The organism is Burkholderia sp. Bp9031, from assembly GCF_003857965.1.
GTDB lineage: Bacteria > Pseudomonadota > Gammaproteobacteria > Burkholderiales > Burkholderiaceae > Burkholderia > Burkholderia ambifaria_A.
The window spans coordinates 143,100-167,867 of record NZ_QTPW01000006.1 but is presented as its reverse complement, the minus strand read 5'-3'; the positions used below and the strand labels follow the sequence as shown (position 1 = coordinate 167,867).

Annotated in this window: 20 protein-coding genes, 2 tRNA genes and 2 pseudogenes; 12 read left to right on the top strand and 12 right to left on the bottom strand. The window is 63.7% G+C overall.

Annotated elements, in window-relative coordinates; genetic code table 11:
• Positions 1–79: 79 nt before the first annotated feature.
• The 7 genes from DIE15_RS10580 to tig form a co-directional block, all read right to left on the bottom strand.
• A complete protein-coding gene (locus tag DIE15_RS10580; RefSeq protein ID WP_124833162.1) occupies positions 80–2,014 on the bottom strand; it encodes a SurA N-terminal domain-containing protein in 1,935 nt (644 codons plus the stop codon).
• A 320-nt stretch (positions 2,015–2,334) separates the two neighbouring features.
• A tRNA-Asp gene (locus DIE15_RS10570) sits at positions 2,335–2,411 on the bottom strand.
• A 23-nt stretch (positions 2,412–2,434) separates the two neighbouring features.
• A tRNA-Val gene (locus DIE15_RS10565) sits at positions 2,435–2,510 on the bottom strand.
• A gap of 206 nt (positions 2,511–2,716) precedes the next feature.
• Positions 2,717–5,140, bottom strand: coding sequence for an endopeptidase La (gene lon / locus DIE15_RS10560; RefSeq protein ID WP_006760949.1), 2,424 nt, complete (start codon positions 5,138–5,140; stop codon positions 2,717–2,719).
• A 197-nt stretch (positions 5,141–5,337) separates the two neighbouring features.
• Complete coding sequence (gene clpX, locus DIE15_RS10555) at positions 5,338–6,609, bottom strand: ATP-dependent Clp protease ATP-binding subunit ClpX (RefSeq protein ID WP_006754177.1); 1,272 nt, start codon at positions 6,607–6,609, stop codon at positions 5,338–5,340.
• A gap of 164 nt (positions 6,610–6,773) precedes the next feature.
• On the bottom strand, positions 6,774–7,427 hold the full coding sequence (gene clpP / locus DIE15_RS10550; RefSeq protein ID WP_124833161.1) for an ATP-dependent Clp endopeptidase proteolytic subunit ClpP: 654 nt from the start codon (positions 7,425–7,427) through the stop codon (positions 6,774–6,776).
• 140 nt (positions 7,428–7,567) lie between these two features.
• Positions 7,568–8,914: a trigger factor gene (tig, locus tag DIE15_RS10545; protein WP_057925341.1), complete on the bottom strand. Its 1,347-nt coding sequence runs from the start codon at positions 8,912–8,914 to the stop codon at positions 7,568–7,570.
• 373 nt (positions 8,915–9,287) lie between these two features.
• Between tig and DIE15_RS10540 the strand changes: the two genes are divergently transcribed.
• Both DIE15_RS10540 and DIE15_RS10535 read left to right on the top strand, forming a co-directional pair.
• Positions 9,288–10,457 (top strand): glycerate kinase, encoded by a 1,170-nt coding sequence (locus tag DIE15_RS10540; protein WP_124833160.1) that lies wholly within the window; start codon positions 9,288–9,290, stop codon positions 10,455–10,457.
• A gap of 62 nt (positions 10,458–10,519) precedes the next feature.
• Positions 10,520–10,969 carry a MarR family winged helix-turn-helix transcriptional regulator gene (locus DIE15_RS10535; protein WP_057925343.1) on the top strand — a complete coding sequence of 150 codons (450 nt, stop codon included), beginning with the start codon at positions 10,520–10,522 and terminating at the stop codon, positions 10,967–10,969.
• 252 nt (positions 10,970–11,221) lie between these two features.
• Here DIE15_RS10535 and DIE15_RS10530 read toward each other — a convergent pair whose 3' ends face one another.
• Both DIE15_RS10530 and DIE15_RS10525 read right to left on the bottom strand, forming a co-directional pair.
• Positions 11,222–12,220 (bottom strand): 2-dehydropantoate 2-reductase, encoded by a 999-nt coding sequence (locus DIE15_RS10530; RefSeq protein WP_057925344.1) that lies wholly within the window; start codon positions 12,218–12,220, stop codon positions 11,222–11,224.
• 100 nt (positions 12,221–12,320) lie between these two features.
• On the bottom strand, positions 12,321–13,466 hold the full coding sequence (locus tag DIE15_RS10525; protein ID WP_124833159.1) for a helix-turn-helix transcriptional regulator: 1,146 nt from the start codon (positions 13,464–13,466) through the stop codon (positions 12,321–12,323).
• Positions 13,467–13,768: 302 nt separating this feature from the next.
• Here DIE15_RS10525 and DIE15_RS10520 point away from each other — a divergent pair, with 302 nt between their 5' ends.
• The 4 genes from DIE15_RS10520 (at position 13,769) to DIE15_RS10505 (ending at position 17,510) form a co-directional block, all read left to right on the top strand.
• Positions 13,769–14,815: a porin gene (locus DIE15_RS10520; protein ID WP_124833158.1), complete on the top strand. Its 1,047-nt coding sequence runs from the start codon at positions 13,769–13,771 to the stop codon at positions 14,813–14,815.
• 22 nt (positions 14,816–14,837) lie between these two features.
• Positions 14,838–16,055 (top strand): MFS transporter, encoded by a 1,218-nt coding sequence (locus tag DIE15_RS10515; RefSeq protein ID WP_124833157.1) that lies wholly within the window; start codon positions 14,838–14,840, stop codon positions 16,053–16,055.
• 16 nt (positions 16,056–16,071) lie between these two features.
• Positions 16,072–17,181: a class II histone deacetylase gene (locus tag DIE15_RS10510; RefSeq protein WP_124833156.1), complete on the top strand. Its 1,110-nt coding sequence runs from the start codon at positions 16,072–16,074 to the stop codon at positions 17,179–17,181.
• Positions 17,182–17,279: 98 nt separating this feature from the next.
• Positions 17,280–17,510, top strand: coding sequence for a hypothetical protein (locus tag DIE15_RS10505; protein WP_057925349.1), 231 nt, complete (start codon positions 17,280–17,282; stop codon positions 17,508–17,510).
• Between the two features lie 92 nt (positions 17,511–17,602).
• Here the strand turns inward: DIE15_RS10505 and DIE15_RS10500 are convergent, their stop codons facing one another.
• The gene (locus DIE15_RS10500; protein WP_124833155.1) at positions 17,603–17,899 is read right to left on the bottom strand and encodes a hypothetical protein; all 297 of its coding nucleotides are present in this window, start codon (positions 17,897–17,899) and stop codon (positions 17,603–17,605) included.
• A gap of 439 nt (positions 17,900–18,338) precedes the next feature.
• Between DIE15_RS10500 and DIE15_RS10495 the strand changes: the two are divergent.
• Positions 18,339–18,596, top strand: a pseudogene (locus DIE15_RS10495) (transposase); the annotation flags it as partial.
• Positions 18,597–18,840: 244 nt separating this feature from the next.
• Here the strand turns inward: DIE15_RS10495 and DIE15_RS10490 are convergent.
• Complete coding sequence (locus DIE15_RS10490; RefSeq protein ID WP_124833154.1) at positions 18,841–19,890, bottom strand: IS110 family transposase; 1,050 nt, start codon at positions 19,888–19,890, stop codon at positions 18,841–18,843.
• A gap of 71 nt (positions 19,891–19,961) precedes the next feature.
• On the opposite strand from DIE15_RS10490, the pseudogene DIE15_RS10485 reads away from it, so the two are divergent.
• Positions 19,962–20,882: pseudogene (locus DIE15_RS10485) on the top strand (IS3 family transposase); the annotation flags it as partial.
• Here DIE15_RS10485 and DIE15_RS10480 read toward each other — a convergent pair.
• On the bottom strand, positions 20,802–21,458 hold the full coding sequence (locus DIE15_RS10480; RefSeq protein ID WP_185734419.1) for a glycine betaine ABC transporter substrate-binding protein: 657 nt from the start codon (positions 21,456–21,458) through the stop codon (positions 20,802–20,804). The pseudogene DIE15_RS10485 and the gene DIE15_RS10480 sit on opposite strands and share 81 nt — an antisense overlap.
• A gap of 880 nt (positions 21,459–22,338) precedes the next feature.
• Between DIE15_RS10480 and DIE15_RS10475 the strand changes: the two genes are divergently transcribed.
• The 4 genes from DIE15_RS10475 to DIE15_RS10460 all read left to right on the top strand — a co-directional run bounded on the left by DIE15_RS10475 (position 22,339) and on the right by DIE15_RS10460 (position 24,730).
• Complete coding sequence (locus tag DIE15_RS10475) at positions 22,339–22,656, top strand: hypothetical protein (protein ID WP_057925352.1); 318 nt, start codon at positions 22,339–22,341, stop codon at positions 22,654–22,656.
• A gap of 33 nt (positions 22,657–22,689) precedes the next feature.
• Entirely contained in the window at positions 22,690–23,022 is a 333-nt protein-coding gene (locus tag DIE15_RS10470; RefSeq protein ID WP_057925436.1) for a hypothetical protein, read from the top strand.
• Positions 23,023–23,082: 60 nt separating this feature from the next.
• Entirely contained in the window at positions 23,083–24,120 is a 1,038-nt protein-coding gene (locus DIE15_RS10465) for a TRAP transporter substrate-binding protein (protein ID WP_057925353.1), read from the top strand.
• Between the two features lie 88 nt (positions 24,121–24,208).
• Positions 24,209–24,730: a PPC domain-containing DNA-binding protein gene (locus DIE15_RS10460; RefSeq protein ID WP_057925354.1), complete on the top strand. Its 522-nt coding sequence runs from the start codon at positions 24,209–24,211 to the stop codon at positions 24,728–24,730.
• The last annotated feature ends 38 nt before the right edge of the window (positions 24,731–24,768 follow it).

Genomic DNA, 24,768 nt, shown 5'->3' with positions numbered 1-24,768 from the left:
TGTCGTTGCGTGCGAAACCGTGAACGACGCTTCGCTTGGTTGCCGCTTGGTTACCGCTTGGTTACCGCCTAGTTGCCGTTCAGTTGCCGCTGTCCTGCGACTGGCTCTGCGTGGTGCCGTACAGCTTCACCTTCGAGCGGTCGCGCAGCGCGGCGAGATACGCTTCGCCCTCGCTTTGCGCTTCGACCTGCGCCATCTGCTGCTGCGCAGCCGCGAGCTGCTGCGGATCGACGGCCGTGCCCGGGATCACCGCGTTCACGCGATAGATCGCGTAGCCGTCCGCACCGAGATCGACACCGACGTACGCCGGCAGCGTCTTCGCATCGATCTTGTAGACGGCACTCAGCGCCGCCGGCGTGAGCCCTTGCGACTGCGTGCGCGACACCTTCTGCGCGGCAGCGAAACCATCGGCCGATTTCGACTTCTGCAGCTCGGCCAGCTTCGCCGCACCGTCCTTCTTCGCAAGTTCCGCAGCCTGCTCGGCGACGACCTTCTGACGCACCGCGTCCTTGATCGCGTCCAGCGCCGGCACGGCAGCCGGCTTGTAGTCGGTCACGCGCGCCGAGATCAGCGTGTTGTTGCCCACGTCGATCGCCTGCGTGTTGTTCTGGTTCTTCACCGAGTCGTTCGCGAACACGGCGGCGAGGAACTTCGGATTGTTCAGCGGGCTCGTCGGCGGCAGTTGCGGATTCGGCGTCGGCGTGACGGTGGCCGTCTGGATCGTCAGCTTGTACTTGTCGGCTGCCGGCTGCAGCGTTTTCGCCTTTTCATACACGGTCGACGTGAAGCCTTCTGCGTTATCAGAGAACGCCTTCGCTGCGTACTGCTGCTTCAGGTCCACCGCGATCTGGTCCTTCACGTCCGCGAACGGCTTGACCACCGATGGCTTCACTTCCGTGGCCTTCAGGATGTGGAAGCCGAGATCCGACTGCACGACACCGCTCACGTCGCCCTGCTTCAGCGCGAACGCGGCATCGTCGAATGCCTTGCCGCCCGCCGTCGAGCCGCGCGTAATGAAGCCGAGGTCGCCGCCCTTCGCTGCCGACGGCGCATCTTGCGAGCTCTTCTGCGCGATCTGCGCGAACTGGTCCGGATGCGCCTTCACGTCGGCCAGCAGTTGTTCGACCTTCGCCTTCGCTGCCGCCTTGTCGGCAGCGCTTGCATCGCTCGCCGCGGCGATGAAGATGTGGCTCACGCGCACCTGCGCTTCCGAGCGGAAGTGCGTCGGGTTGTCGTCGTAGAACTTCTTGACGTCCGCATCGGTCGGTTGCGCGCTTGCGGCGGCAGCGGCCGGCGAATAGACGAGATACTGGATCGTCGCGGTTTCCGGCGTCGCGAAGCTCTGCTTGTGCGCGTCGTAATACGCGGTGAGCTGTGCCTCGGTCGGCTGCACCTTCGCCGCGTAGTCGCTCGTCTTCAGCACGAGCGCCTGCACTTCACGCTGCTGCGCGGCCAGTTCCGACAGGCGTTGCGCCGGGCCCTTCGGCGTGAATGCGCTCGCCACGATGCTTGCGGGAATCTGCTGCAGCGCGAGGCTGTAACGCACGCGCTCCTGATACTGCTCGGGCGTCATCCCCTGGAACGACAGCAGCTGCGCATAGCGCTGGACATCGATCGAACCGTCGGGCTTCTTCAGCGACGCGATCATCGGGTCGCTCATCAGCGCGTCGCGCACGGCGTTGTCGGATGCCGTCAGGTGCAGGCGCTGCGTCTCGTCGGCCAGCACGCGTTGCTGGATCAGGCCGTCGAGCACCTGCTTGCGATGTTCGGGTGTATCGAACATCTTGACGTCGAACTGGCCGCCGAGCGCCTGGCGCGCCTGGTCGATCTGCTGGCGAAATGCGCCGTCGAATTCGACCCGCGTGATCTTGTGCCCGTTGACCGCCGCGACGTTCGCACTGTCGTCGAAGAAGCCGCGGAAGCCTTGGATCCCGACGAAACCCAGCCCCGGCAACACGATCAGGAGCAGGAGCGCCATCATCAGGCGCTGGTGATTACGGAAGAAATCGAGCATGCGTGACGGGAAAATTGGACAAAACGTCCGATATTACAACATACGGGGTAGCACGGGAGAAAAGCAGGTGCGCAACGAACGAGCGCGACCGACGATGCAAATGAAAAAGCCCGCACAAGGCGGGCTTCTTCATTTTCTGGCGGAGCGGACGGGACTCGCCTACATCCCGCAGGCCGCGGCTGCGCGTGCACGCGCAGCCCTTCGAGTCCCGCCGGAAGCCGCGCAGGCGGCTTCCTCCACTCCGCAGTCACGCGCCCGCAAGCGGGCACGAACAGAAATACAAATGAAGAAGCCCGCACGAGGCGGGCTTCTTCATTTTCTGGCGGAGCGGACGGGACTCGAACCCGCGACCCCCGGCGTGACAGGCCGGTATTCTAACCGACTGAACTACCGCTCCTTGGCCTGGCTGAATCGTGAAACTGGTGGGTGCTGAGGGGTTCGAACCCCCGACCTACGCCTTGTAAGGGCGCCGCTCTACCAGCTGAGCTAAGCACCCGTTTCCGATTCGTTCTGGCTGCGATCTGCGTTTCGGCATCAACAACCAGCGAGCCCGCAAGTTTAATTCAATCCCGATCATTTTGCCAAGCCCGCGTGCGAACTTTTTTTTTTCAACGCTCACGCGCACGATTCCAATGCGCATAAAAAAACCCGCGGCCACGCCGCGGGTTTCGCGAACAACCGTCAGCGACGGCGTTCAGGTTCTCAGTGCTTGACGACTTCCGTCGAGCCGGCATCCTTCGCCGCCTCGCCGACGGGCGCCGCAGCCTTCGCCTCTTCTTCCGGCGGCAGCGGGGTCGGCGTACGTTCGAGCGCGAGTTCGAGCACCTTGTCGATCCAGCGGACCGGCACGATCTCGATCGCGTTCTTCACGTTGTCCGGAATGTCCGCGAGATCCTTCACGTTCTCTTCCGGGATCAGCACGAGCTTGATGCCGCCGCGATGCGCCGCCAGCAGCTTTTCCTTCAGCCCGCCGATCGGCAGCACTTCGCCACGCAGCGTGATCTCGCCCGTCATCGCGACATCGGCACGCACGGGAATCCCCGTCAGCACCGACACCAGCGCGGTCGTCATCGCACCGCCGGCGGACGGGCCGTCCTTCGGCGTCGCGCCTTCCGGCACGTGGATGTGGATGTCCTGCTTCTCGAACGCTTCGTCCTTGATGCCCAGACGCCGCGAACGCGAGCGCACAACCGAACGCGCAGCCTCGACCGACTCCTTCATCACGTCACCGAGCGAACCCGTGCGAATCACGTTGCCCTTGCCCGGCATCACCGCGGCTTCGATCGTCAGCAGGTCGCCGCCGACTTCCGTCCACGCGAGGCCCGTCACCTGACCGACCTGGTTTTCCTTCGCCGCGAGGCCGAAGTCGTACTTGCGCACGCCGAGGAACGTATCGAGGTTCTCGCCATCGACCTTGATCGCGCCCGATGCCTTCTTCAGCAGCAGCATCTTCACGACCTTGCGGCAGATCTTCGACACTTCCCGCTCGAGCGAACGCACACCGGCTTCGCGCGTGTAGTAGCGGATGATGTCGCGGATCGCCTGCTCGGTGACGTCGACCTCGCCGTCCTTCAGCCCGTTGTTCTTCTTCTGCTTCGGCAGCAGGTAACGCTGCGCGATGCTGACCTTCTCGTCTTCCGTGTAGCCCGACAGACGAATCACTTCCATCCGGTCGAGCAACGGCGGCGGGATGTTCAGCGAGTTCGACGTCGCGACGAACATCACGTCCGACAGGTCGAAGTCGACTTCGATGTAGTGGTCGGCGAACGTGTGGTTCTGTTCCGGATCGAGCACCTCGAGCAGCGCCGACGACGGATCGCCGCGGAAATCCATGCCCATCTTGTCGACTTCGTCGAGCAGGAAGAGCGGATTGCGCACGCCAACCTTCGCGAGGCTTTGCAGGATCTTGCCCGGCATCGAGCCGATGTACGTCCGGCGGTGACCGCGGATCTCGGCTTCGTCACGCACGCCGCCGAGGGCCATCCGGACGAACTTGCGGTTCGTCGCACGCGCGATCGACTGGCCGAGCGAGGTCTTGCCGACGCCCGGAGGCCCGACGAGGCACAGGATCGGGGCCTTGACCTTGTCCACGCGCTGTTGCACCGCGAGGTACTCGAGGATGCGTTCCTTCACCTTCTCGAGGCCGAAATGATCCTCGTCGAGCACCTGCTCGGCGTTCGACAGATCGTTGTTGACCTTGCTCTTCTTGCGCCACGGCAGGCCGATCAGCGTGTCGATGTAGTTGCGCACGACGGTCGCTTCGGCCGACATCGGCGACATCAGCTTCAGCTTCTTCAGCTCGGCATCAGCCTTCTTCTTCGCTTCCTTCGGCATGCGCGCGGCGTTGATGCGCTTCTCGAGTTCCTCGAGATCCGCACCCTCTTCGCCTTCGCCCAGTTCCTTCTGGATCGCCTTGACCTGTTCGTTCAGGTAGTACTCGCGCTGGCTCTTTTCCATCTGGCGCTTCACGCGCCCGCGGATGCGCTTTTCGACCTGCAGGATGTCGATCTCGGCTTCGAGCTGCGCGAGCAGGTGCTCGAGGCGCTCGATGACCGGGAACATCTCGAGGATGTGCTGCTTCTGGTCGAGCTTCAGCGGCAGACGCTCGGCGATCATGTCGGCGAGACGACCGGCTTCATCGATGCCCGACAGCGACGTGAGAATCTCCGGCGGGATCTTCTTGTTCAGCTTCACGTACTGGTCGAACTGCGACACGATCGCGCGGCGCAGCGCTTCCGTTTCCGCGCTGTCGGCGTGATCGGGCTCGAGCGGCATCACTTCGCAGGAGAACTGCGTCTCCTGTTCTTCGATCGACAACGCCTTCGCACGCTGCAGGCCCTCGACGAGCACCTTCACGGTGCCGTCCGGCAGCTTCAGCATCTGCAGGATGTTGGCGATACAACCGACCTCGTACATATCCTTTTCGGTCGGTTCGTCCTTGGCCGCGGTTTTCTGGGCGACGAGCATGATGTGCTTGCCGCCTTCCATCGCTGCTTCGAGGGCCTTGATCGATTTCGGCCGGCCCACGAAGAGCGGAATCACCATGTGCGGGAAAACGACGACATCCCGCAGCGGCAGCAGCGGGAGCGTGATGCGTTCCGGCGGGAGAAGTTGGGTGCCTGACATTTCATTTCCCCATGAGTGGAATCAATTGTTCGGTAATTGAGGCCGCCACAACGAATTGCAAGCCTTCAAGTGCGGGAAATATTCGGTAAGAAAGTAACCACCGCGTGTCGAGTCAGAGTTACCCACAAGATAAACGAAAAAAAGCCGCCCACGGTCTCATGAACGGCCTTTTTCGCAGAACATCGTCGGCAAGCCGGTCAGTTCGAACCCGCCACCTTCGGCGTGTCCTCATAGATCAGCAGGGGCTTGCCGTCGCCATCGATGACGTTCTCGTCGATGATGACCTTGCTGACCCCTTTCATCGCCGGCAGTTCGTACATTACGTCGAGCAATGCCTGTTCGATGATCGAACGCAAACCGCGCGCGCCGGTCTTGCGGCGGATCGCCTTGCGGGCGACTGCCTGCAACGCGCCCGGCCGGATTTCCAGCTCGACGCGCTCCATCGCGAACAGCTTGTGATATTGCTTGACGAGCGCGTTCTTCGGCTCGACGAGGATCTTCATCAGCGCGGCTTCATCGAGCTTGCCGAGCGTCGCGACCACCGGCAGGCGACCGATCAATTCGGGGATCAGTCCGAATTTGATCAGGTCTTCCGGTTCCGTCTCGCGCAGCACTTCGCCCGCGTCGCGCTCCTGCTTGCTCTTGACCGTCGCGCCGAAGCCGATACCCGTCTTTTCGGTGCGATCGGTGATCACCTTCTCGAGACCGTCGAACGCGCCGCCGCAGATGAACAGGATGTTGGTCGTGTCGACCTGGATGAAATCCTGGTTCGGGTGCTTGCGGCCGCCCTGCGGCGGCACCGACGCCATCGTGCCTTCGACGAGCTTCAGCAGCGCTTGCTGGACACCCTCGCCCGACACGTCGCGCGTGATTGACGGGTTGTCCGACTTGCGGCTGATCTTGTCGATTTCATCGATATAGACGATCCCGCGCTGGGCCTTGTCGACCTCGTAGTTGCAGTTCTGCAACAGCTTCTGGATGATGTTCTCGACGTCCTCGCCGACGTAGCCGGCTTCGGTCAGCGTCGTCGCATCGGCGATCACGAACGGCACGTTCAGCAACCGCGCAAGCGTCTGCGCGAGCAGCGTCTTGCCGGAGCCCGTCGGGCCGATCAGCAGGATGTTGCTCTTCGACAGCTCGACGTCGTCCTTCTTGTCGAGATGCTTCAGGCGCTTGTAGTGGTTGTACACGGCCACCGCGAGGATCTTCTTCGCACGCTCCTGGCCGATCACGTACTGATCGAGGATGTCGCGAATTTCCTGCGGGCTCGGCAGATCCGACCGGGACAGGCTGGCCTCGACGCCGGCGGCAGCCGCCTCGTCGCGAATGATCTCGTTGCAGAGGTCGATGCACTCATCGCAGATGAATACCGACGGGCCCGCGATGAGTTTCTTGACCTCATGCTGGCTCTTCCCGCAGAACGAGCAATACAACAGCTTCTCGCTGTTCGAACCTTTTTTGTCCGCCATGAATGTAGAGCCTCCGGACAGGTAGATGACATGATACGCCGAATGCTCCGAACGCCGCGCCTAGGGCGCGACCGGAGTCGGCTGGATGCGCTTGCCGCAGATGCTCAAGGCACTCGGGACGTAGCAGGGGCGCCGCGCGAATCGGGGCGGCACCCCACTTAAGCTCACGGGCGCTTCAGCAGCACCTGGTCGATCAGCCCGTACGCCTTCGCGTCCTCGCTCGACATGAAGTTATCACGGTCGGTGTCGCGCGCGATGCGCTCGACGTCCTGGCTCGTGTGCTGCGCGAGCAGGTTGTTCAGCCGTTCCTTCAGGTAGAGGATTTCGCGCGCCTGGATCTCGATGTCGGATGCCTGGCCGCGTGCGCCGCCGAGCGGCTGGTGAATCATCACGCGCGAGTTCGGCAGCGCGAAACGCTTGCCCTTCGCGCCCGATGCGAGCAGGAACGCGCCCATGCTGGCCGCGAGGCCCATGCAGAGGGTCGATACGTCCGGCTTGATGAACTGCATCGTGTCGTAGATCGCCATGCCGGCCGACACCGAACCGCCCGGGCTGTTGATGTAGAGGCTGATGTCCTTGTCGGGATTCTCGCTCTCGAGGAACAGCAACTGCGCGACCACGAGGTTGGCGGTCTGGTCGTTCACTTCGCCGACCATGAACACCAGGCGCTCCTTCAGGAGACGCGAATAAATATCGTACGAACGCTCGCCGCGGCCGCTCGTTTCGACGACGATCGGCACCAGCCCCAGCGCTTGCGCCTCGAAACCTTGCGGCGCGTTCGAAGCAAGCATGTCCAGCAATTCAGCGCGAGTGATCATTCAATGAACCTTGTTCGAATGGAAAATTGAACGGAAGGAAGCCGCCCGCTCAATCGCCATATTAATGGCAACCGTGCGCTTGACGTAAAAACGGCGTGCAGGCCGTCGCTCCGACAGCCGGCACGCCGCTAGAGCGACGCTTACGCTTGCGCCGATGCGCTCGCGAGTGCTTCGAAGCTCACTTCCTTGTCCGTCACCTTTGCCTTGCCCAGCACGAAGTCGACGACGTTGCTTTCAACGACGAACGCTTCCATCTCGGCGAGGCGCTGCTGGTTCGAATAATACCAGCGGACCACTTCCTTCGGGTCTTCGTAGCTCTTCGCGAACTCGTCGACTTCCGCGCGGATCTGTTCCGGCTTCGCTTCCAGGCTGTTCGACTTCACGAGCTCGGCCAGCACGAGGCCCAGCTTCACGCGACGCTCTGCCTGCTCGGCGAACATCTCGGCCGGGATCGGTGCGTCCTTCGCGTTCGGCACGCCGCGCTGCGCCAGATCCTGGCGAGCCATTTCGACGAGGCGTTGCTGGTCCTGCTCGATCAGCGCCTTCGGCACGTCGAGTTCGGAAATCTTCAGCAGCGCGTCCATCACCTGGTTCTTGACGATCGACTGCGTGCGGCGCTTCGCTTCACGCTCGAGGTTTTCCTTGATCTCGCCGCGCATCTTCGTCAGGTCGCCGTCTTCGATGCCGAGCGACTTCGCGAATTCGCCGTCGATTTCCGGCAGGTGCGGCCATTCGATCTTCTTCATCGTGACCGTGAATTGCGCCGTCTTGCCCGCCACGTCCTTGCCGTGGTAGTCGTCCGGGAACTTCAGGTCGAACGTGCGCTGTTCGCCAGCCTTCAGGCCGAGCGCCGCCGTTTCGAATTCCGGCAGCATGCGGCCTTCGCCGAGCACGAACGGGAAGTCTTCGGCCGTGCCGCCCTGGAACGCGACGTCGTCGATCTTGCCGACGAAGTCGACCGTCACGCGGTCGCCGTTCTTCGCTGCGGTGTCTGCGCCGCCGTCGCCGTGCTCGCCGGCTTCGCCGCGAGCGTGGAAGTGCACGCGCTGCTTGCGCAGGATGTCCAGCGTGCGGTCGATTTCGGCGTCGCCGATCGACGTCGTCGAGCGCTCGACTTCAGCCGTCGCCAGATCGCCGATCTTCACTTCCGGGTAGACCTCGAACGTCGCGTCGAACGCGTACGCATCTTCAGCCTGTTCCTGCTTCGGCTCGAAGCTCGGCTGGCCGGCGACGCGCAGGTTTTCCGCGCGGCTGATCGTGAAGAATTCCTGGCCGATCTTGTCGCTCAGCACTTCCGCTTCGACCTGACCCGAGTACTGCTGGGCAACCATCTTCAGCGGCACCTTGCCCGGGCGGAAACCCGGCATGCGAACGTTCTTCGCGAGTTTCTGGATACGGGCGTCGATTTCCTTCTGCACGGTGTCCTTCGGCAGGGAAATCGTCACGCGGCGTTCAAGCTTGCCGAGGTTCTCAACAACGTTAGCCATGGCTTCAATCGTCCTAAAATTATTCGAGCGAATCGGGTTTTCCTTGCCGTGCCTGCCTGCAGCGTGAGGTGCGTCACACACACGCCGCGCCGGAGCGCCACGCCATCCCTGCACGCGCCGGATGGCTAGCGCAAGCGGCTCGGAGCACGGCTTTGGCCGGAAGAATCGACTATTCTAGCAAACAATTTTCCTCGCACCGCTAGATCGGCACGACGTACGTGCATACCCGCTGTCCGTGCACGGCGATGTTCGCAGATCGCCGCTATGCCGAACGCCGTATCCACCGCCGGCCCACCATCCTGTAAGCTCCGATTGAGGGTGCGTCGCCGTCACGCCCCCATTCCTCACATCAATTACACCTTCCGGAGACACCATGCCGCAACACCCGTCCGCGCCTGTCGTCGTCATCGCGCCCGATTCGTTCAAAGGCTCGCTTTCCGCCGAGCAGGTCGCGGACGCGATCGCCACCGGCATCCGCCGCGCCCGGCCCGACGCGGTCGTGCGCTGCTGCCCGATGGCCGACGGCGGCGAAGGCACGCTCGACGCGATGCTGGCAGGCGGCGGCACGCGGCGTGCGCTGCGGGTGGCCGGCGCGTCGCTCGCGGCACGCGATGCGGCAGTCGGCGTGATCGACGCGCGCACGGCGATCGTCGAGACGGCCGAGATCGTCGGGATCACCGATGCGGTCGGCATGAGCGTACCGGTCGACGCGCGCAGCACGCGCGGGATGGGCGAAGCGATCCGCACGCTGCTCGACGAAGGCGTGCGCCGCTTCTTCGTCGCACTCGGCGGCAGCAGCACGAACGACGCGGGTGCAGGGCTGCTCGCGGGCCTCGGCCTGCAGTGCTTCGACGCGGCCGGCCAGGCAGTCGAACCCGTCCCGTCCCGGCTCGCCGACATCGCGCGGATCGACGCATCGGGGCTCGATCCGCGCCTGAAGGAAGCGGAATTCGTCGGCATGTCCGACGTCGACAACCCGCTGACCGGCGCGCACGGCGCGACCGCGGTGTTCGGCCCGCAAAAGGGCGTGACGCCTGAGCAGGTCGAGACCCTCGACGCTGCGCTCGGCCGCTTCGCCGACCTGCTCGAGGCCGCGCTCGACCGGCGTCCCACGGGGACTTCCGCTGGTCGTGCCCGCGACTTGCCGGGCGCCGGCGCCGCGGGCGGCCTCGGTTTTGCGCTGCACATGCTGGGCGCGCAGTTCGAAGCCGGCGCGGAAGTCGTCGCACGGCAGGTCGGGCTCGATGCGGCGCTCGCCGGCGCCGACTGGCTGATCACCGGCGAAGGCCGCTCCGACGTGCAGACGCTGCACGGCAAGGCGCCGTTCATCGCCTGCCGTCACGCGCGGACCGCGGGCGTGCCCGCGTCGCTGCTGTCGGGTGCGGTCGACCCGGCCGCGCTGCCGCGCCTGTCCGAACACTTCTCTGGCTGCTTCTCGCCGGCGCCGGGGCCGATCACGCTCGACGTCGCGATCCGCGACGCGGCGAATCTGCTCGTGAACGAAGCGGAACAGTTGACACGGCTGAAGTACGGCGCACACTGACCGTTGACCCGAGCGCGCGATACAGGAACAATCGGGCCCGCCCTTTTTCTTCAGGATTCGACATGAAAGGCCGTCAAGCCGGGCTCGATCAGTTTCTGACCTATCGCCTCCATGCGCTCACGAAGCGATCCGACCGCGGGATCGCCGAGGTGTACCGGTACAAGCTGGACATCTCGCTGCCCGAGGCGCGCGTGATCGCCGCCGTCGGCGCGTTCGGTCCGTTTTCGATCATGGATCTCGCGCGCCACACCAATCTCGACAAAAGCCAGGCGAGCCGCGCGGCAGAAGCGCTGCTGCGCCAGGGGCTGCTCGAGCGCAGCGCGAGCGAGGAGGACGGCCGGATCGTGCTGATCGCGCTGACCACCGACGGCCGCGCGCTGCATCGCAAGATCATGCCGATCGTGCGCAAGTGGAACGAAGGCTTGCTCGCATGCCTGTCCGACAGCGAGCGCCAGGCGTTCGAGCGGCTGCTCGACAAGGTGGTCGCGCACGCGGTCGAACGCGACGAGTGAATCGCGCAGCGGGCGCAATCCGTGCCGCACGCGCGTTGCACATGCGCGGTACACGCACCGGAATTGCCGCGCGGGCCGCGCAGACGCGTCACGAGCGATCCGGCGCCCGCCCGTTTATCCAGACGAATCTGCAGGTCGCCCGAGTCGCGCAAGCACATGGGCGTCGGCCCGGCCTCCCCTGCCGGCCACGTACCGAACGACTGCTCGTCGTTCTTCATCACGCCAGGCCATCCCCGCAGCGATCCCTTTTCGCTATAGCCCGCTGTTCACCGCGCGCTGACGCAGCAGCCCAAGCACCGCGTCGCAATACGGCGTCGGCACGTCGAGCTTGCGACCCAGCTCCGGAAACACGCCGAGGATCGGCCCGATTTCGAGCGGTCGCCCAGCCTCGAAATCCTGCAGCATCGACGTCTTGAACGCGCCGAGCTTGCGCGTCACGGCAATCCGTTCCGGCCCGCTCATCCCCGTATCGAGACCAAGCTTCGCACCGATCGCGGCCGCCTCCTCCATCATTCGCAACGCGAGATCCTGCGTGAACGGATCGTCGAGCAGTTGCTCGGCGGTCGAACCCGTGAGCGCACTCAACGGATTCATGTTCATGTTGCCCCACAGCTTCGCCCAGATCTCGGTGCGGATCACCGGCGTCGATTCGACATCGAAGCCGCCCGAGGCGAGCGCCGCCGCGAACCGCGCGGCAGGCGCGTCGAGCCGCGGATCGGTCGAGCCGATGATCAGGCGATTGCCGCGGCCGCGGCGCACGATACCCGGCGCATCGGTGCTCGACGACAGATGCACGACGCAACCGATCGCCTGCGCGGGCGGCAGCGCCGCCGAGACGGCACCGGCCGGATCGACCGCATCGAGCGGCACGCCGTCGATCGGGCCTGCGAGCCCGTGCGTGAACCACCACGGCAGCCCGTTCATCGCGGCGACGATCACCGTGCCAGGCCCGACCAGCGGCGCGATGCGCGCGGCCAGCGCCGGCAGCGCCTGCGCCTTCAGCGCGATCACCACGTAGTCCTGCACGCCGAGCGCGGCCGCGTCATCACTCGCGCGCACCGGGACCGACGACACGGCGCCCGCCTCGTCGACCACGCGCACGCCGTGCGCGTTCAGCGCATCGAGCGTCGCACCGCGCGCGTATGCGCTCACCGTCATGCCGGCCCGCGACAGCGCTGCCGCGAGCAATCCGCCGATCGCGCCGACACCGACCACCGCCGCGCGCACCGACCCTGAATTCGTGTCGTTCATGATGGAAATCCGTCTGCTGGGAGCTGACGAGCATAACGCCCAATGGTTGCGGATACAACCATTCTCGCGTGTGCCCGCGGCAGGTGTTCGCCTGAGCGATTCAGCGCGGCACGGCGCCCGCCTCCACGGGCTCGTCGTCAACCGGACCGCCCGTCGCGCCGAGCACGCCGGCGATCTGGCTCTTGTCGTGCATGCCGAGCTTGCGGTACGCGCAGCGCAGGTAGTGACGCACGGTCGTCGGTGAAATCGCCATCTGCTGCGCGACCTCCTTGTGCGAGCGCCCCGCACCGTAATAGCGGATCGCAGCCAGTTCGCGCGGGCTGAGCCGGTCAAGCAGCGAACGCGGCCGCGCCTCGATCTGGAACAGCCCCGCGACGGGCACGCACTGGATGCGCAACGCATCGCCGACGAAGGGCTGGCCCGACTGGCGCCGCACATGCGCGACCAGCGGCTCCGGTACGCGCGAGCCCGTCCACGCCGGCCATTCGGTCCGCAGCACGTCGTCGAAACCATGATCGGCGTGATGCAGCACGCCGAAGTTGTCGCACAGCGCGCGTGCCGCCGGCGCAACCGCATCGCCGCGCTCGCGCGTGAGCTGGGCCGTGCGATTGATCGTCAGCGCGGCCGCCAGATGCGGGATCACTTCCTCGAAGCGGCTCGCGTCGTCATCGTTGAACGGACGGTTCAGGCCCTGGCGGTAGATCGACATGAAGGTCGTCAGCCCGAAGCGGCGATCGAGCGTACACACGCACATCAGTTGCGCCAGCCCGTACTTCACGCACCAGTCGCGAAACCGCACGTCGCCCCCCGGCTCGACGATCGACAGACGCACCGCGCGACCATATGCGCCGGGCAGCGTGCGCTGCGCGAACGGATCGCAATCGCGCACGCGTTTCCAGTCGCTGAAGAACGCATGCGGAAGACGGTACAGGAAACTGTTGTGCATCACGGGGCCGGTCGGCACGTGCGTCGCGACGCCGGTCCATGCGGCATCGAACGGGATCAGCGCCTGCAGCAGCGAAAAGAAGCGGCACTCGAATTCGCCGATGCCCGACTGCGCGGCGACCGCGTACAGGTCGAGCAGCATCAGGCCGAGTTCTCGCTGCGCCGCGTCGCCGCGCGTCACACCGTCGAAATCGGCGCGTCGGGACGGCAGCGGCGGCCATGCGGATTCGTCGAGCACGATCGCGGCCGGTACGTCGCGCAGCGCGTCGAGATCCGGCCCGATATCCGTCGTGATCCTCACCTTCCGCTCCCCTGCCCGATCGGGCTGCTGATGCGCGCAACGCAGACCGGCCGATTATAGCGACCGGCATTTTTGGCGGGCCCCGCCGCGGGAACGCGCGACAACCCCATCCATTTGGACGGTACGCCCCGCGTTGCTGCTGCGCAGCACGCCGTGCGGCGGCGTCGCACCATGTCCATGCCGTGCACCGCGGGTTTTCCATACCGTTCATCTGCACGACTGTTCGCCGGCTTTCCTGCTGCGGACACTGCGTCGCGACAACACCAACGACACACGATGCAGGACGGTATGGAGAACCCCACGTGATGACACCTCGCTTCATCCGCACGGCCACGGCCGCCGCGGCGCTCGCCGCTTGCAGCCTCGCCGCGCACGCGCAATCGACCCTCACGCTGTACGGCGCGCTCGACGCCGGCGTGCAGTACCTCACGCATGCCGACGGACGGCACGCGGCCGTGCAGTTGCAGAACTACGGGATCCTGCCGTCGCAGGTCGGACTGAAGGGCAACGAGGATCTCGGCGGCGGCTGGCGCGCGCTGTTCAAGCTCGAACAGGGCCTCAACCTCAACGACGGCACCGCGACCGTCCCCGGCTATGCATTCTTCCGCGGCGCGTACGTGGGTGTCGCGGGCCCGATCGGCACCGTCACGCTCGGGCGGCAATTCAGCGTGCTGTTCGACAAGACGCTGTTCTACGACCCGCTGTGGTACGCGTCATACAGCGGCCAGGGCGTGATCGTGCCAATGACGGCGAACTTCATCGACCACTCGATCAAGTACCAGTCGCCGACGTTCGCCGGCTTCGATGTCGAGGCGCTCGCGGCGACAGCCGGCGTCGCGGGCAATACACGCGCCGGGCGCGTGCTCGAACTCGGCGGCCAGTACACGAGCAACGGATTGTCGGTCAGCGCGGTACTGCATCAGGCGCACGGCGACGCATCCGCAGCGGACGACGCGTCCGCGCGCCGCCGCGAACTCGGCACGCTCGCCGCACGTTATGCATTCGCGACGCTGCCGCTCACCGTCTACGCGGGCGTCGAACGCCTGACCGGCGACCTCGATGCGGCACGCACGATCGTCTGGGGCGGCGCGCGTTACCTGACGCCGGGCGGAATCGGGCTGAACGCGGGCGTCTACCACACCGATTCACGCACGCCGGCGATCGGCCACCCGACGCTGTTCATCGCGAGCACCACCTACGCGCTGTCGAAACGCACCGTCGCCTACGTGAACCTCGGTTATGCGCGCAACAGCGGCCAGAGCGCGCAGACCGTCTACGAATACGACCCGACGCCGCTCGCCGGTGCATCGCAGTTCGGCGCGATGGTCGGCATGTACCACCTGTTCTGATTCCGTCCAGCGAGATCCCTTCATGAAAACCCTTTGCTCCGATGCCGCGCTGCCGTCCGACGGCCGCGCGTCGACTTTCGCGCGCTCGACGCTCGTCGCGCTCGTCGTGTTCGCGGCCATCACGCCGCTGCTGCTGCTCGTCGCGCCGGCCGTCGCCGGACAGCTGGTGACGCAGCTCGGGCTGTCCGCGTCGCAGATCGGCACCTACTTCTTCGTCGAGCTCGGCGCGTTCAGCCTCGCGACCGTGCCGTCGTACCTGTGGCTCGGCCGCGTCGATGCGCGCCGCGTCGCCGCCTGCGCGATCGCGCTATTCGGTGCGGGCAACCTGCTGACCGCGCTGTGGATGCCCGGCTTCGTCACGCTGCTCGCGCTGCGCGCCGTCACCGCGCTCGGCGGCGGCTCGCTGATGGTGCTCTGCATGACCAGCGCCGCCACGAGCGAGAACAGCGACCGCGTGTACGGGCTGTGGGTGGTCGGCCAATTGATCGCGGGCGCGATCGGCCTGTTCGTGCTGCCTCACGTGTTCGCCGCGTTCGGGCTGCGCGCGCTGTACGCCGCGCTGGCCGTGCTCGCGCTGCTCGCGGCACCGCTATCACGCGGCTTTCCATCGATGCTCGGAGTGCGCACCGCGTCGGCACAAGAAGTACGCGGCACCGCGACAGATGCATCGCGACGCTTCGTCGCGCTCGCGATCGGCGCGGTGCTGACGTTCTATCTCGCGATCGGCAGCGTATGGACGTTCGCGAGCCGCGCGGCGGCGCAAGCCGGACTCGATCCGCAGTCGACCGGCAACGTGCTCGCGATCGCGAGCGTGATGGGGATAGCCGGCGCGGCGCTCGCATCGTGCGCGGGCGGCCGGCTTGCGCGGCGCGCGATGCTGGCTGCCGGTTACGCGCTGCTCGCGGCGTCGCTCGTCGCACTCGCCGCGCTGCCGCATGCGAGCGGCTACAGCGCCGCGATCTTCGCGTTCAAGTTCGCGTGGACCTTCGTGCTGCCGTTCATTCTCGCGACCGTCGCGCAGATCGACACATCCGGGCGCCTCGTCGCGACGCTCAATTTCGTGATCGGGGCGGGCCTCGCGGCTGGCCCGCTGCTCGCCGGGCTGCTGCTCGATGCCGGCGGCACGATGCGCGCGCTGTTCGCGGCCGCAACCGCCGTCGCGATCGCGTCGTTCGCCGCGCTGCGCCATATCGATCGCCGCGCACGCGCTGCGACGACTTCCGTTTCCTCCCAACCGTGACAGGTCAAGCTCATCCATGAATCGCACTGCCTTCTTCACCGACGAACGCACTTTCTGGCACACCGGCGGCACGCACGCGCTGTTCTTCCCGGTCGGTGGCTGGGTCCAGCCGCCGTCGAGCGCCGGCTATGCGGAATCGCCCGACTCGAAGCGCCGCTTCCTGTCGCTCGTGCAGGCGTCGGGCCTTGCCGCCCACCTCGACATGCGCTACGCCGCACCGGCCACCACCGGCGACCTGCTGCGCATCCATCCGGCAAGCTACCTCGACGCGTTTCGTGCGCTCAGCGATGCGCACGGCGGCGACCTCGGCGACCTCGCGCCCTTCGGCAAGGGCAGCTACGAGATCGCGGCGCTATCCGCGGGGCTCGCGATCGCGGCGGTCGACGCCGTCGTCGCCGAGCATGCGGCCAACGCGTTCTCGCTGTCGCGGCCGCCCGGCCATCACTGCCTGCGCGATCGCCCGATGGGCTTCTGCCTGCTCGCGAACATCCCGATCGCGATCGAGGGCGCGCGCGCGAAGCACGGCATCGGCCGCGTCGCGGTGATCGACTGGGACGTGCATCACGGCAACGGCACGCAGTCGATCTACTACGACGATCCGGACACGCTGACGATCTCGCTGCATCAGGACCGCTGCTTTCCGCCCGGCTACAGCGGCGGCGGCGATCGCGGCGAAGGCGCGGGCGTCGGTGCGAACCTGAACGTGCCGTTGCTCGCAGGCAGCGGCGACGATGCGTATCGCTATGCCTTCGAGCGGATCGTGCTGCCAGCGTTGGAGCGGTTCCGGCCGGAACTGATCGTCGTCGCGAGCGGCCTCGATGCGAGCGCGGTCGATCCGCTCGCGCGCATGCAACTGCATACCGACAGCTACCGGTTCATGACGCGCGCGGTGAAGGAGGCCGCACAGCGCCACTGCGGCGGGCGGCTCGTGATCGTCCATGAAGGCGGCTATTCGGAGGCGTACGTGCCGTTCTGCGGCCTCGCGATCGTCGAGGAGCTGGCCGGCATGCGCACCGCTGTCGCGGATCCGATGCTCGACCTCGCGATCGCTCAGCAGCCGGGTGAACGGTTCGTCGCGTTCCAGCGCGAGCGGCTCGACGAACTGGCCGTGTCGTTCGGGTTGTAACGCTGTGCCCACGCTACGGGGCCGGCATGCGCCGGCCCTTGCGCGATCGGTGCGGATGGGGTCTCCTGTGCTTTTACACCTGCCAGGCCCTTCTTCAGATGAAATCATCTCCGCGCGAACCCGACACCAACGACAAAGCGCGCCGCCAGCCGTCGAAGCTGGTTCTGAATATCGCCGCCGTACTGGTCGGCCTCGTCACATTCGCGATCGGCGTGGCGTGGTTGATCTATAGCTGGATCGTCGATCGCGAAGCGCAGTATTTCGCGATTCCGCTGGTGTTCTCGGTGCCGGTGATCGTCGCGGTCGCGGTGCGAAGTTTCTGGGATTAGGTCCGCTCAAAACGACAAAGCGCCGCGGTCGGTCGACGTGCGGCGCTTTTCATCAAATGCGGTAACGATATGCGCGGTTTGCCTCGGGCAACTCACAGGCCGGCGTGCCGGCACGGGTTGGGAACTGCACCCTGATACCCGCCGGCGAAACCCAATGCGGAGCCGAGCAGCGCCGTGCCGACCGATTTCAGGACGGTTTCGCCCGACAGCGACACGCCGCTCGAGATCAGTCGGCCCGAGTAGGCCGAGCACTCCGGCGACGATGCGTCGGTCTGCACGGGTTTGGCGCTCCATGCGACATTGTCGGCGGGCGTGGCGGCAAATGCCGGTCCAGCCAGCATCAGCGTCAGCGTCAGAACGGAAATCGACGTGTGTACGATGTTCTTCATCTATACCGTCCTCGGCAAAAAGCGCGTGTCGTGCATGAACAGTGATTACGATATTACGCGATTCGCGCCCCGAATTTCCGTGCGCCCGAGAGATCCCGCGTATCGCGCAGATACAGCCCGGCATCAACAAAAAAGCGCTGCCGGTCAACCGACCGACAGCGCTTCTTCCAGAACGGCCCCGGGGGAGGCACGTTCAACTTCCTGGTCTGAGGCCGACCCGAATCGACCGGCCGGATCCTTTGCCATCAATCAATTGTGTTCTTCTCGCCGAATAGTGGCCCCCATAGTTGCCCCCAATACTCGATGCTGCGGCGCTTGAAGCTCTGTTCGTGTCCTTGGTAACGCTCAATATTCGGCCGTCAGACTATCTGAGCTTCCCCTGAAATTTCGCCTTCCAGCAGGTCGCGTATAAACTCGACCCAAAGGAAGGAAAGTAGAGATGTTCAAGGTACCGCACCAGGTGTACACGGCAGAGTTCAAGGAAGCCGCCGTGCAACGAGTCAAGGACGGGCAAGGCCTGAGCGCCGTATCCCGGGAATTGGGTATGTCGACGCAGACCCTGCGCAACTGGCTGAAGGCCTCGGAGGCCGGCAAGCTCAATGGTCCGGGGGCGAAAGTCGTTACGGCGGAGCAAATGGAGCTCTCGCGGCTGCGAGCGGAGAACAAGCGCTTGCAGATGGAGCTGGAAATCGCAAAAAATGTATGGTCCGCCCCGGCTTTGCAAGCGGGTTCTGTGTGACGAAGCAGTTTGCGTAAATGTATCCGGCCTCTCGCGAGTCAGCCGCTTTTGGCGGCAAGGCCATGATGGGATATGCGCGCTCGGTTCCCAACAAGTGGCTCGACCCTGGAGGCCGTTTTTTTGACCCGGGTTTACCGAACGCCGTTGCACAGTTTCGTCATCAGGTATCAGCCTGCAAACTTGGAAGGGTAATCTTTGTCTCCTATTGCTGTTTCGGTTGCCTAAGATAGAGCGCACCCTCTCTGGTGAGCACGGCCCACGCGATTCGTGCGAGTTTGTTGGCCAAAGCGACGATGACTTTGTTGCGATGGATACCCCTCGCTTCCATTCGGCCTATCCAGGCGCCGAGATGATCTTTTGTTCGATCGAGATGCAGCACACAGGAACGAGCGCCGTGCACGAGCAGCTTGCGCAAATAGGGATTGCCGCGCTTGCTGATTCCGAGCAAGCACTGTTTGCCGCCCGTCGAGAATTCCTTCGGCACAAGCCCAAGCCAGGCAGCCAGATGCCGACCGGATTTGAATTGGGTGCCTGTCCCGGCGAAAGCAGTAATGGCCGTCGCTGTGAGTTGGCCGATACCCGGCACTGATGTCAGTCGGGTGGCAGCATCGTCGGCGCTGGCAATAGATTCGATTTGCTGCCGAAGTTGCAGCAGACGTGCCTCGATGGAACGATATTCCTGCCATAGCTCCTCGAGCAGGCGGCGCATCGACGGAGTCAGGCCGTTTTGGTCATCTGAGAGAATCGACGGCATGTCACGCACAAAGTATGCGGCGCCGACACTGATGGTGAGACCGTATTCGAGCAGAAAAGCACGGGCCTGATTGATGACGGACGTCTTGTTGGAGACGAGTCGTTGCCGGACACGGTGCAGCGCTTGTAAATCGAGCTGGGCCTCTGTCTTTGGCTGCGCGAAGCGCATGGTGGGACGGGAAATCGCTTCGGCAATCGCCTCTGCGTCGATCATGTCCGTCTTGTTGGACTTGACGAACGGTTTGACGAACTGCGCGGGGACTATCCGGACATCGTGACCGGCGAGGGCGGCCTTACGAGCAAGCCAGTTACTGCCAGGGCAGGCCTCCATCCCGACAACTGTTGGTGACGCACGGGCGAGGAATTCGATGAGGCGTTCGCGGGTGAAGCGGCTTCTGAACACCGGCTTGCCAGCGAAATCGAGCCCGACGACGTGAAACGCTGATTTGCCGATGTCGATGCCCATGCGAACCACGACAGGTTTGACAGGCTGACTCATGACACACCTCCTCGGAAGTTGTACGCGTCACCGCCGATTATGCGACTGCGGGAGGGGCGGACCATCCTATTAGCGGCGGCGTTCTTCGCGAAGGACCTCCTGTGAAGTTCGCCTGGATTGACACGCAGTGCCGACAATATCCCGTGTTGGCGCTGTGCGAGGTCCTTGGCGTAAGCGTTAATGGCTATCGCGCCTGGAAGCGCGGCGGCACGCCGGAGCGTCAGCGGCTGACCGATGCGCAGTTGCTCACGTTGATTCGGACGATTCACGCCGAGGTCAAAGGCGCCTACGGCTCGCCGCGCATGACCGAAGAGGTTCGCTCTCGGGGCTTCCCGGCCAGCAAGGCACGGGTAGAGCGGTTGATGAGCGCCAACGGCATTCGAGCCCGCCACAAGCGCCGTTACCGCGTAACAACCGATTCCCGGCACAAGTTGCCGGTCGCACCGAACGTGTTGAACCGCAACTTCACGCCGGCCGAGCCCAATCAGGTGTTCACCTCGGACATCACGTATATCTGGACCGACGAAGGCTGGTTGTATCTGGCGGTCACGCTGGACCTGTTCAACCGGGAGGTCGTGGGCTGGTCGGTCAAGCCGCGTATGACGGCGCAGCTCGTAACCGATGCGTTGACGATGACATGGTTCCGGCGCCGGCCCGCGCCCGGCGCGCTGCATCATTCGGATAGGGGCAGTCAATACGCCAGCCACGACTTCCAGCGCAAGCTGAGTTCGTACGGCATGCAATGCTCCATGAGCCGCAAAGGCAATTGCTGGGATAACGCGCCGACGGAAAGCTTCTTCAACAGCCTGAAGAACGAACGCGTGCATGGCACGAGGTATCGCACGCATCGCGAAGCCGTCGCGGACTTGTTCGAATACATCGAAGTGTTTTATAACCGCAGTCGTCGTCATTCATCGCTTGGCTTCGTGTCGCCAACCCAGTTCATGCAAGACTGGGTTGTGGCTCAGCGGACAAGGGATGCGGCTGCATAACCCCGGGGCCTCTGGAAGGCGAAAAACCGAGGGAACCTCAGATCCCAGATGGGCGGCCCATTCGCTCACCGGCGCGACACGCAACGAATAACCGACCGCCGTCAGTCCGTACGACGACATCACTTTTTCGGATCCGACCATCAGCCCCGACCCCGGACCGACGCCGGCAATATCTTTGTCCATTTTCGAGGCGACGTCCGGTTTGCGAAGATCGTCGATACTGGAAACATCGCTCTCCGGCACATAGGAAGGCACAGCCCAGAAAAGGCGTGCGTCGGTGTACAGCGTCGTCGCCTCAACGAGCTTGTCGGCCAATGGCTGCTGCAGCGGACCATGGGCGTGTGGAAGCCACGATGCGACGAGCACGTCAACCTTGCTCTTGCCCAGCGCGTCGTAAATCTGTGGATGATTTCCGCCAACGATGGTTACGGGGTGACCCAGTCTCTCCAGTACCTCGACAACAACCGCTGCCGCTACTTGATAGAACGTCAAATTGATTTCGCCCACGACCAGCGGGCGTCGAGATTGTTGCGCTTCACTTGCCCGTACAGCGTCAGGTATCAGGCCGATCAGCATCGACATCACCAGAATGTAACCAATCTTGCATCGCCTCATTTATCTCTATTCCGGTGGATTGTGACGGTCACGAAGGTCAAGCGCGCGCGATCGACAGGCTCCGACAGCATCGTTTGTCAAAGCGCAACGCACGCCGCGAAGCAGCCGTCGTGACGATCACTTTCCATCGATCGCCGCTAGCCCGCCGCGGAAACATAGTAGTACTCGTTTCTGCGTTGAATAAAAATGCGCATCGTGCGAAAACTCTTTTGAAAAAATCGGGAAAATTCCTGCGACCGATTCACTCCGATACGCTTGGCTCGGAGTGAATCTACGCATCACCGACAGGTACGCTCATGCAATGCAAACCGGTGGTGCGCACCTCACCGTCCATGCCGTCGCTGTCGTCCGATTCATGAAGGAGGAACAGCAATCAAATGGTCCGTCCGCCATTTTTCATCGACCGGGGATGAAGTGTCATGTATCGCGCCTCGGCCAATGACCGAGGCCGCGCGACAATCATGCCCGCTCCCTGCTCCGGGGTCCTCCCGGAAGCGACATCTTCTTTGGCATTTGAACGGCAGAGATCGTCCCAGGGCATGCCGATCGGCCCTACCCAAGCAATCCAAACGGTCCACATAGTCTCGCAGAGAACGAGACAGCGCACTTCCTCGACGGTCCATTCGTGCCACGTATTCGCTGCCGCATGCGCTCGGCAAGCGTGCATTCCTCTAACGAATCACAGCGATCGTGCCGGCAACTTGCGCTCACGTGTCGTTCGCGCACGCCACCCGGGAAAATCTGATATCTCGATTTGTGCATATGACGACGTAGCGCAATTTCGTACGCTTCAGGCGTCGAGTCGCAACACCTGCGACAGAACATTGACCTGGAGACATCAATGCCTTTGTTTCTGAACGAAGTATGGCTTGGCGACATCAAGCCACAAGTCATGGAAGAGGCCGTGACCTTTTTCGGCAACCTGAGCGTGGGTACCAAACCCGACAACCTTCCGCCCGATCTGCGCATGGTCGCGGGCCCCTGGCTCTCGGCCGAGGAGGCGAAGGTGATGTTCGTTTTCGAGATCGACGACCCGTCGACCATGTTCGATGCCTATGCCGAGCGCGTCATGAGTGGCCTGTTTGCTCACCGCAAGCTGACTCTGTTGTCCGGTTGGGACCAGTTGAAAGCCCATACGGATCGCGTGGCGAACGCCTGATCAGTGCACGTAAACGCCGAAGGAGAAAAGAAGATGCCCAAGTTTTTCAATGAAGTGTGGCTGCGCGACATGTCGCCCAAGACGATGCAAGGCGTAGTGGATTTCCTGGGGAAGCTGCGCGAAGGTGTGCGACCGCACAACCTTCCCGCGGACCTCAAGCTGCTGGCCGGCCCGTGGTTGTCCAACGAAGAAGCAAAGGTCTACTTCGTATTCGAGATCAACGACCCGACCGAAACGTTCGAGGCATTTGCGGAACGTGTGGCCGACGGGCTGTTCCTCAAGCGCCGGCTGACACTGATCCAGGATTGGGATGGCGCCCGGAGCTTCGCCACGTACCTGAGCAATCGACAGCCACTGACGACCTGATACCGCCCGCGTCATCCCGCTGAACACAATAAAAAGGCGGGAACCCACAGGAGACAAGTCATGAGCAGCATCAATAGCGGGCGTCGCCTGGCGCTCAAACAGGGGTTAGCCATTGCAGCGGCTTCGGCCGCCTCGGGCGTGATGTTCAGCCCACGGGCACGTGCGGCCGGGCAAACCTATCATTACAAGCTCGGCATCGCACTGGCACCCGGCCACCCGACCACGGCCAACTTGATCGCAGCAGCAGCCGAGATTGCCCGTGTCTCGAATGGTCGGCTGAACATCCAGGTATTTCCCAACAGCCAGCTCGGCAGCGACACTGACATGATTTCACAAGTGCGCTCCGGGGCCATCGACTTTGTCAGCACCGCGGGGCTCATCTGGGGCACGCTGGTGCCGACGGCATCCATCAGCGGGATCGGCTTTGCGTTTCCTAGCTACGACCATGTGTGGCGAGCCATGGATGGCGAGCTAGGGGCGCATATCCGCGCGGCATTCGCCAGGATCAACCTGGTACCTCAAGCTCGAATCTGGGACCACGGGTTCCGCCAGGTCACCAGCAGCAACCGGCAGATTGCCATGCCGCAGGACTTCAATGGATTCAAGATCCGCGTACCGCTGAGCCCCGCCCTCACCTCGTTGTTCAAGGCGTTTGGTGCCGCCCCCGCCGGCATCAATATGGCGGAGACCTATACCGCGCTGCAGACCAAAATCGTGGACGGACAGGAAAACCCGCTGACCATCCTGGAGACGCAGAAGCTGTACGAAGTCCAAAAGTACTGCTCGCTCACCTCTCACGTGTGGGACGGTTTCTGGCTGGTCGGTAACATGCGCACATGGAACGCCCTGCCCGAAGATTTGCGGCAGATTGCGTCCACGACGTTCGACGCCTATGCCGTCAAACAGCGCCAGGCCGTCGATGCTTTGAACGCACGCCTGCGCGAACAACTCAAGGACCGCGGCATGATCTTCAACCAGCCTGACGTAAAGGCCTTCCGCGACTACCTGAGCAAGGCGGGCTTCTACAAGGACTGGAAGAAGAAGTTTCCGGCCGACACGTGGTCGCTGCTCGAGAAGTATTCGGGCCAGCTCGCTTAGCCAAGTCACGTTCTCTCTACAACCGACCATGGCCGGTGGCATTGAGCCACCGCCAGGGTGGCACTCGCCCGCAAATACAGGAAACGTCATGAACTACATCAAGCGCCTGGCCTCGCTGTTCGTACTCGGCATCACGCTCTCTGCCCCGATGATGCACAGCGCGGTCGCAGCAGACCTCAAAGGCAAGTACATGAAGACCCCCACCGGCTATCTGATGGTGCTTCGCCATGGGGACAACGTGCTGGAAAGTCTGGCCCAACTCGCCCAGGCGGAGAAGATTCCGAGCGCCAGCTTCACCGGCATCGGGTTTATGTCCGAAGCCACGTTCGGCTTCTATGACTTCGACCGCAAGCAGTTCGACCCCAAGACGTTTCGCAATGTCGAGATGGCCAACATGACGGGATCGATTGCATGGAAGGAGGGCAAGCCATCCATCCACGCGCACGGCACAGTCACGGATGGCACGTTCAACAGTGTCGGCGGCCATCTTCTGGGCCTGACGGTTGGTACGGGTTCGTGCGAGATCACGATCATCGTCCATCCCGAGCGTCTGGAACGCTTCGTCGATCCGGAAATCCAGGCCAACGTGCTCGGGTTGCCGCAACGGTAATGGAGGCAAGTCATGTCCATCCATACGGTCGAAGTCGA

Excerpts from the sequence above, each read along its gene's own strand:
- DIE15_RS10580 (WP_124833162.1), bottom strand. The coding sequence starts at position 2,014 with ATGCTCGATTTCTTCCGTAATCACCAGCGCCTGATGATGGCGCTCCTG.
- lon (WP_006760949.1), bottom strand. The coding sequence starts at position 5,140 with ATGTCAGGCACCCAACTTCTCCCGCCGGAACGCATCACGCTCCCGCTG.
- clpX (WP_006754177.1), bottom strand. The coding sequence starts at position 6,609 with ATGGCGGACAAAAAAGGTTCGAACAGCGAGAAGCTGTTGTATTGCTCG.
- clpP (WP_124833161.1), bottom strand. The coding sequence starts at position 7,427 with ATGATCACTCGCGCTGAATTGCTGGACATGCTTGCTTCGAACGCGCCG.
- tig (WP_057925341.1), bottom strand. The coding sequence starts at position 8,914 with ATGGCTAACGTTGTTGAGAACCTCGGCAAGCTTGAACGCCGCGTGACG.
- DIE15_RS10540 (WP_124833160.1), top strand. The coding sequence starts at position 9,288 with ATGCCGCAACACCCGTCCGCGCCTGTCGTCGTCATCGCGCCCGATTCG.
- DIE15_RS10535 (WP_057925343.1), top strand. The coding sequence starts at position 10,520 with ATGAAAGGCCGTCAAGCCGGGCTCGATCAGTTTCTGACCTATCGCCTC.
- DIE15_RS10530 (WP_057925344.1), bottom strand. The coding sequence starts at position 12,220 with ATGAACGACACGAATTCAGGGTCGGTGCGCGCGGCGGTGGTCGGTGTC.
- DIE15_RS10515 (WP_124833157.1), top strand. The coding sequence starts at position 14,838 with ATGAAAACCCTTTGCTCCGATGCCGCGCTGCCGTCCGACGGCCGCGCG.
- DIE15_RS10510 (WP_124833156.1), top strand. The coding sequence starts at position 16,072 with ATGAATCGCACTGCCTTCTTCACCGACGAACGCACTTTCTGGCACACC.
- DIE15_RS10505 (WP_057925349.1), top strand. The coding sequence starts at position 17,280 with ATGAAATCATCTCCGCGCGAACCCGACACCAACGACAAAGCGCGCCGC.
- DIE15_RS10500 (WP_124833155.1), bottom strand. The coding sequence starts at position 17,899 with ATGAAGAACATCGTACACACGTCGATTTCCGTTCTGACGCTGACGCTG.
- DIE15_RS10490 (WP_124833154.1), bottom strand. The coding sequence starts at position 19,890 with ATGAGTCAGCCTGTCAAACCTGTCGTGGTTCGCATGGGCATCGACATC.
- DIE15_RS10480 (WP_185734419.1), bottom strand. The coding sequence starts at position 21,458 with ATGCTGATCGGCCTGATACCTGACGCTGTACGGGCAAGTGAAGCGCAA.
- DIE15_RS10475 (WP_057925352.1), top strand. The coding sequence starts at position 22,339 with ATGCCTTTGTTTCTGAACGAAGTATGGCTTGGCGACATCAAGCCACAA.
- DIE15_RS10470 (WP_057925436.1), top strand. The coding sequence starts at position 22,690 with ATGCCCAAGTTTTTCAATGAAGTGTGGCTGCGCGACATGTCGCCCAAG.
- DIE15_RS10465 (WP_057925353.1), top strand. The coding sequence starts at position 23,083 with ATGAGCAGCATCAATAGCGGGCGTCGCCTGGCGCTCAAACAGGGGTTA.
- DIE15_RS10460 (WP_057925354.1), top strand. The coding sequence starts at position 24,209 with ATGAACTACATCAAGCGCCTGGCCTCGCTGTTCGTACTCGGCATCACG.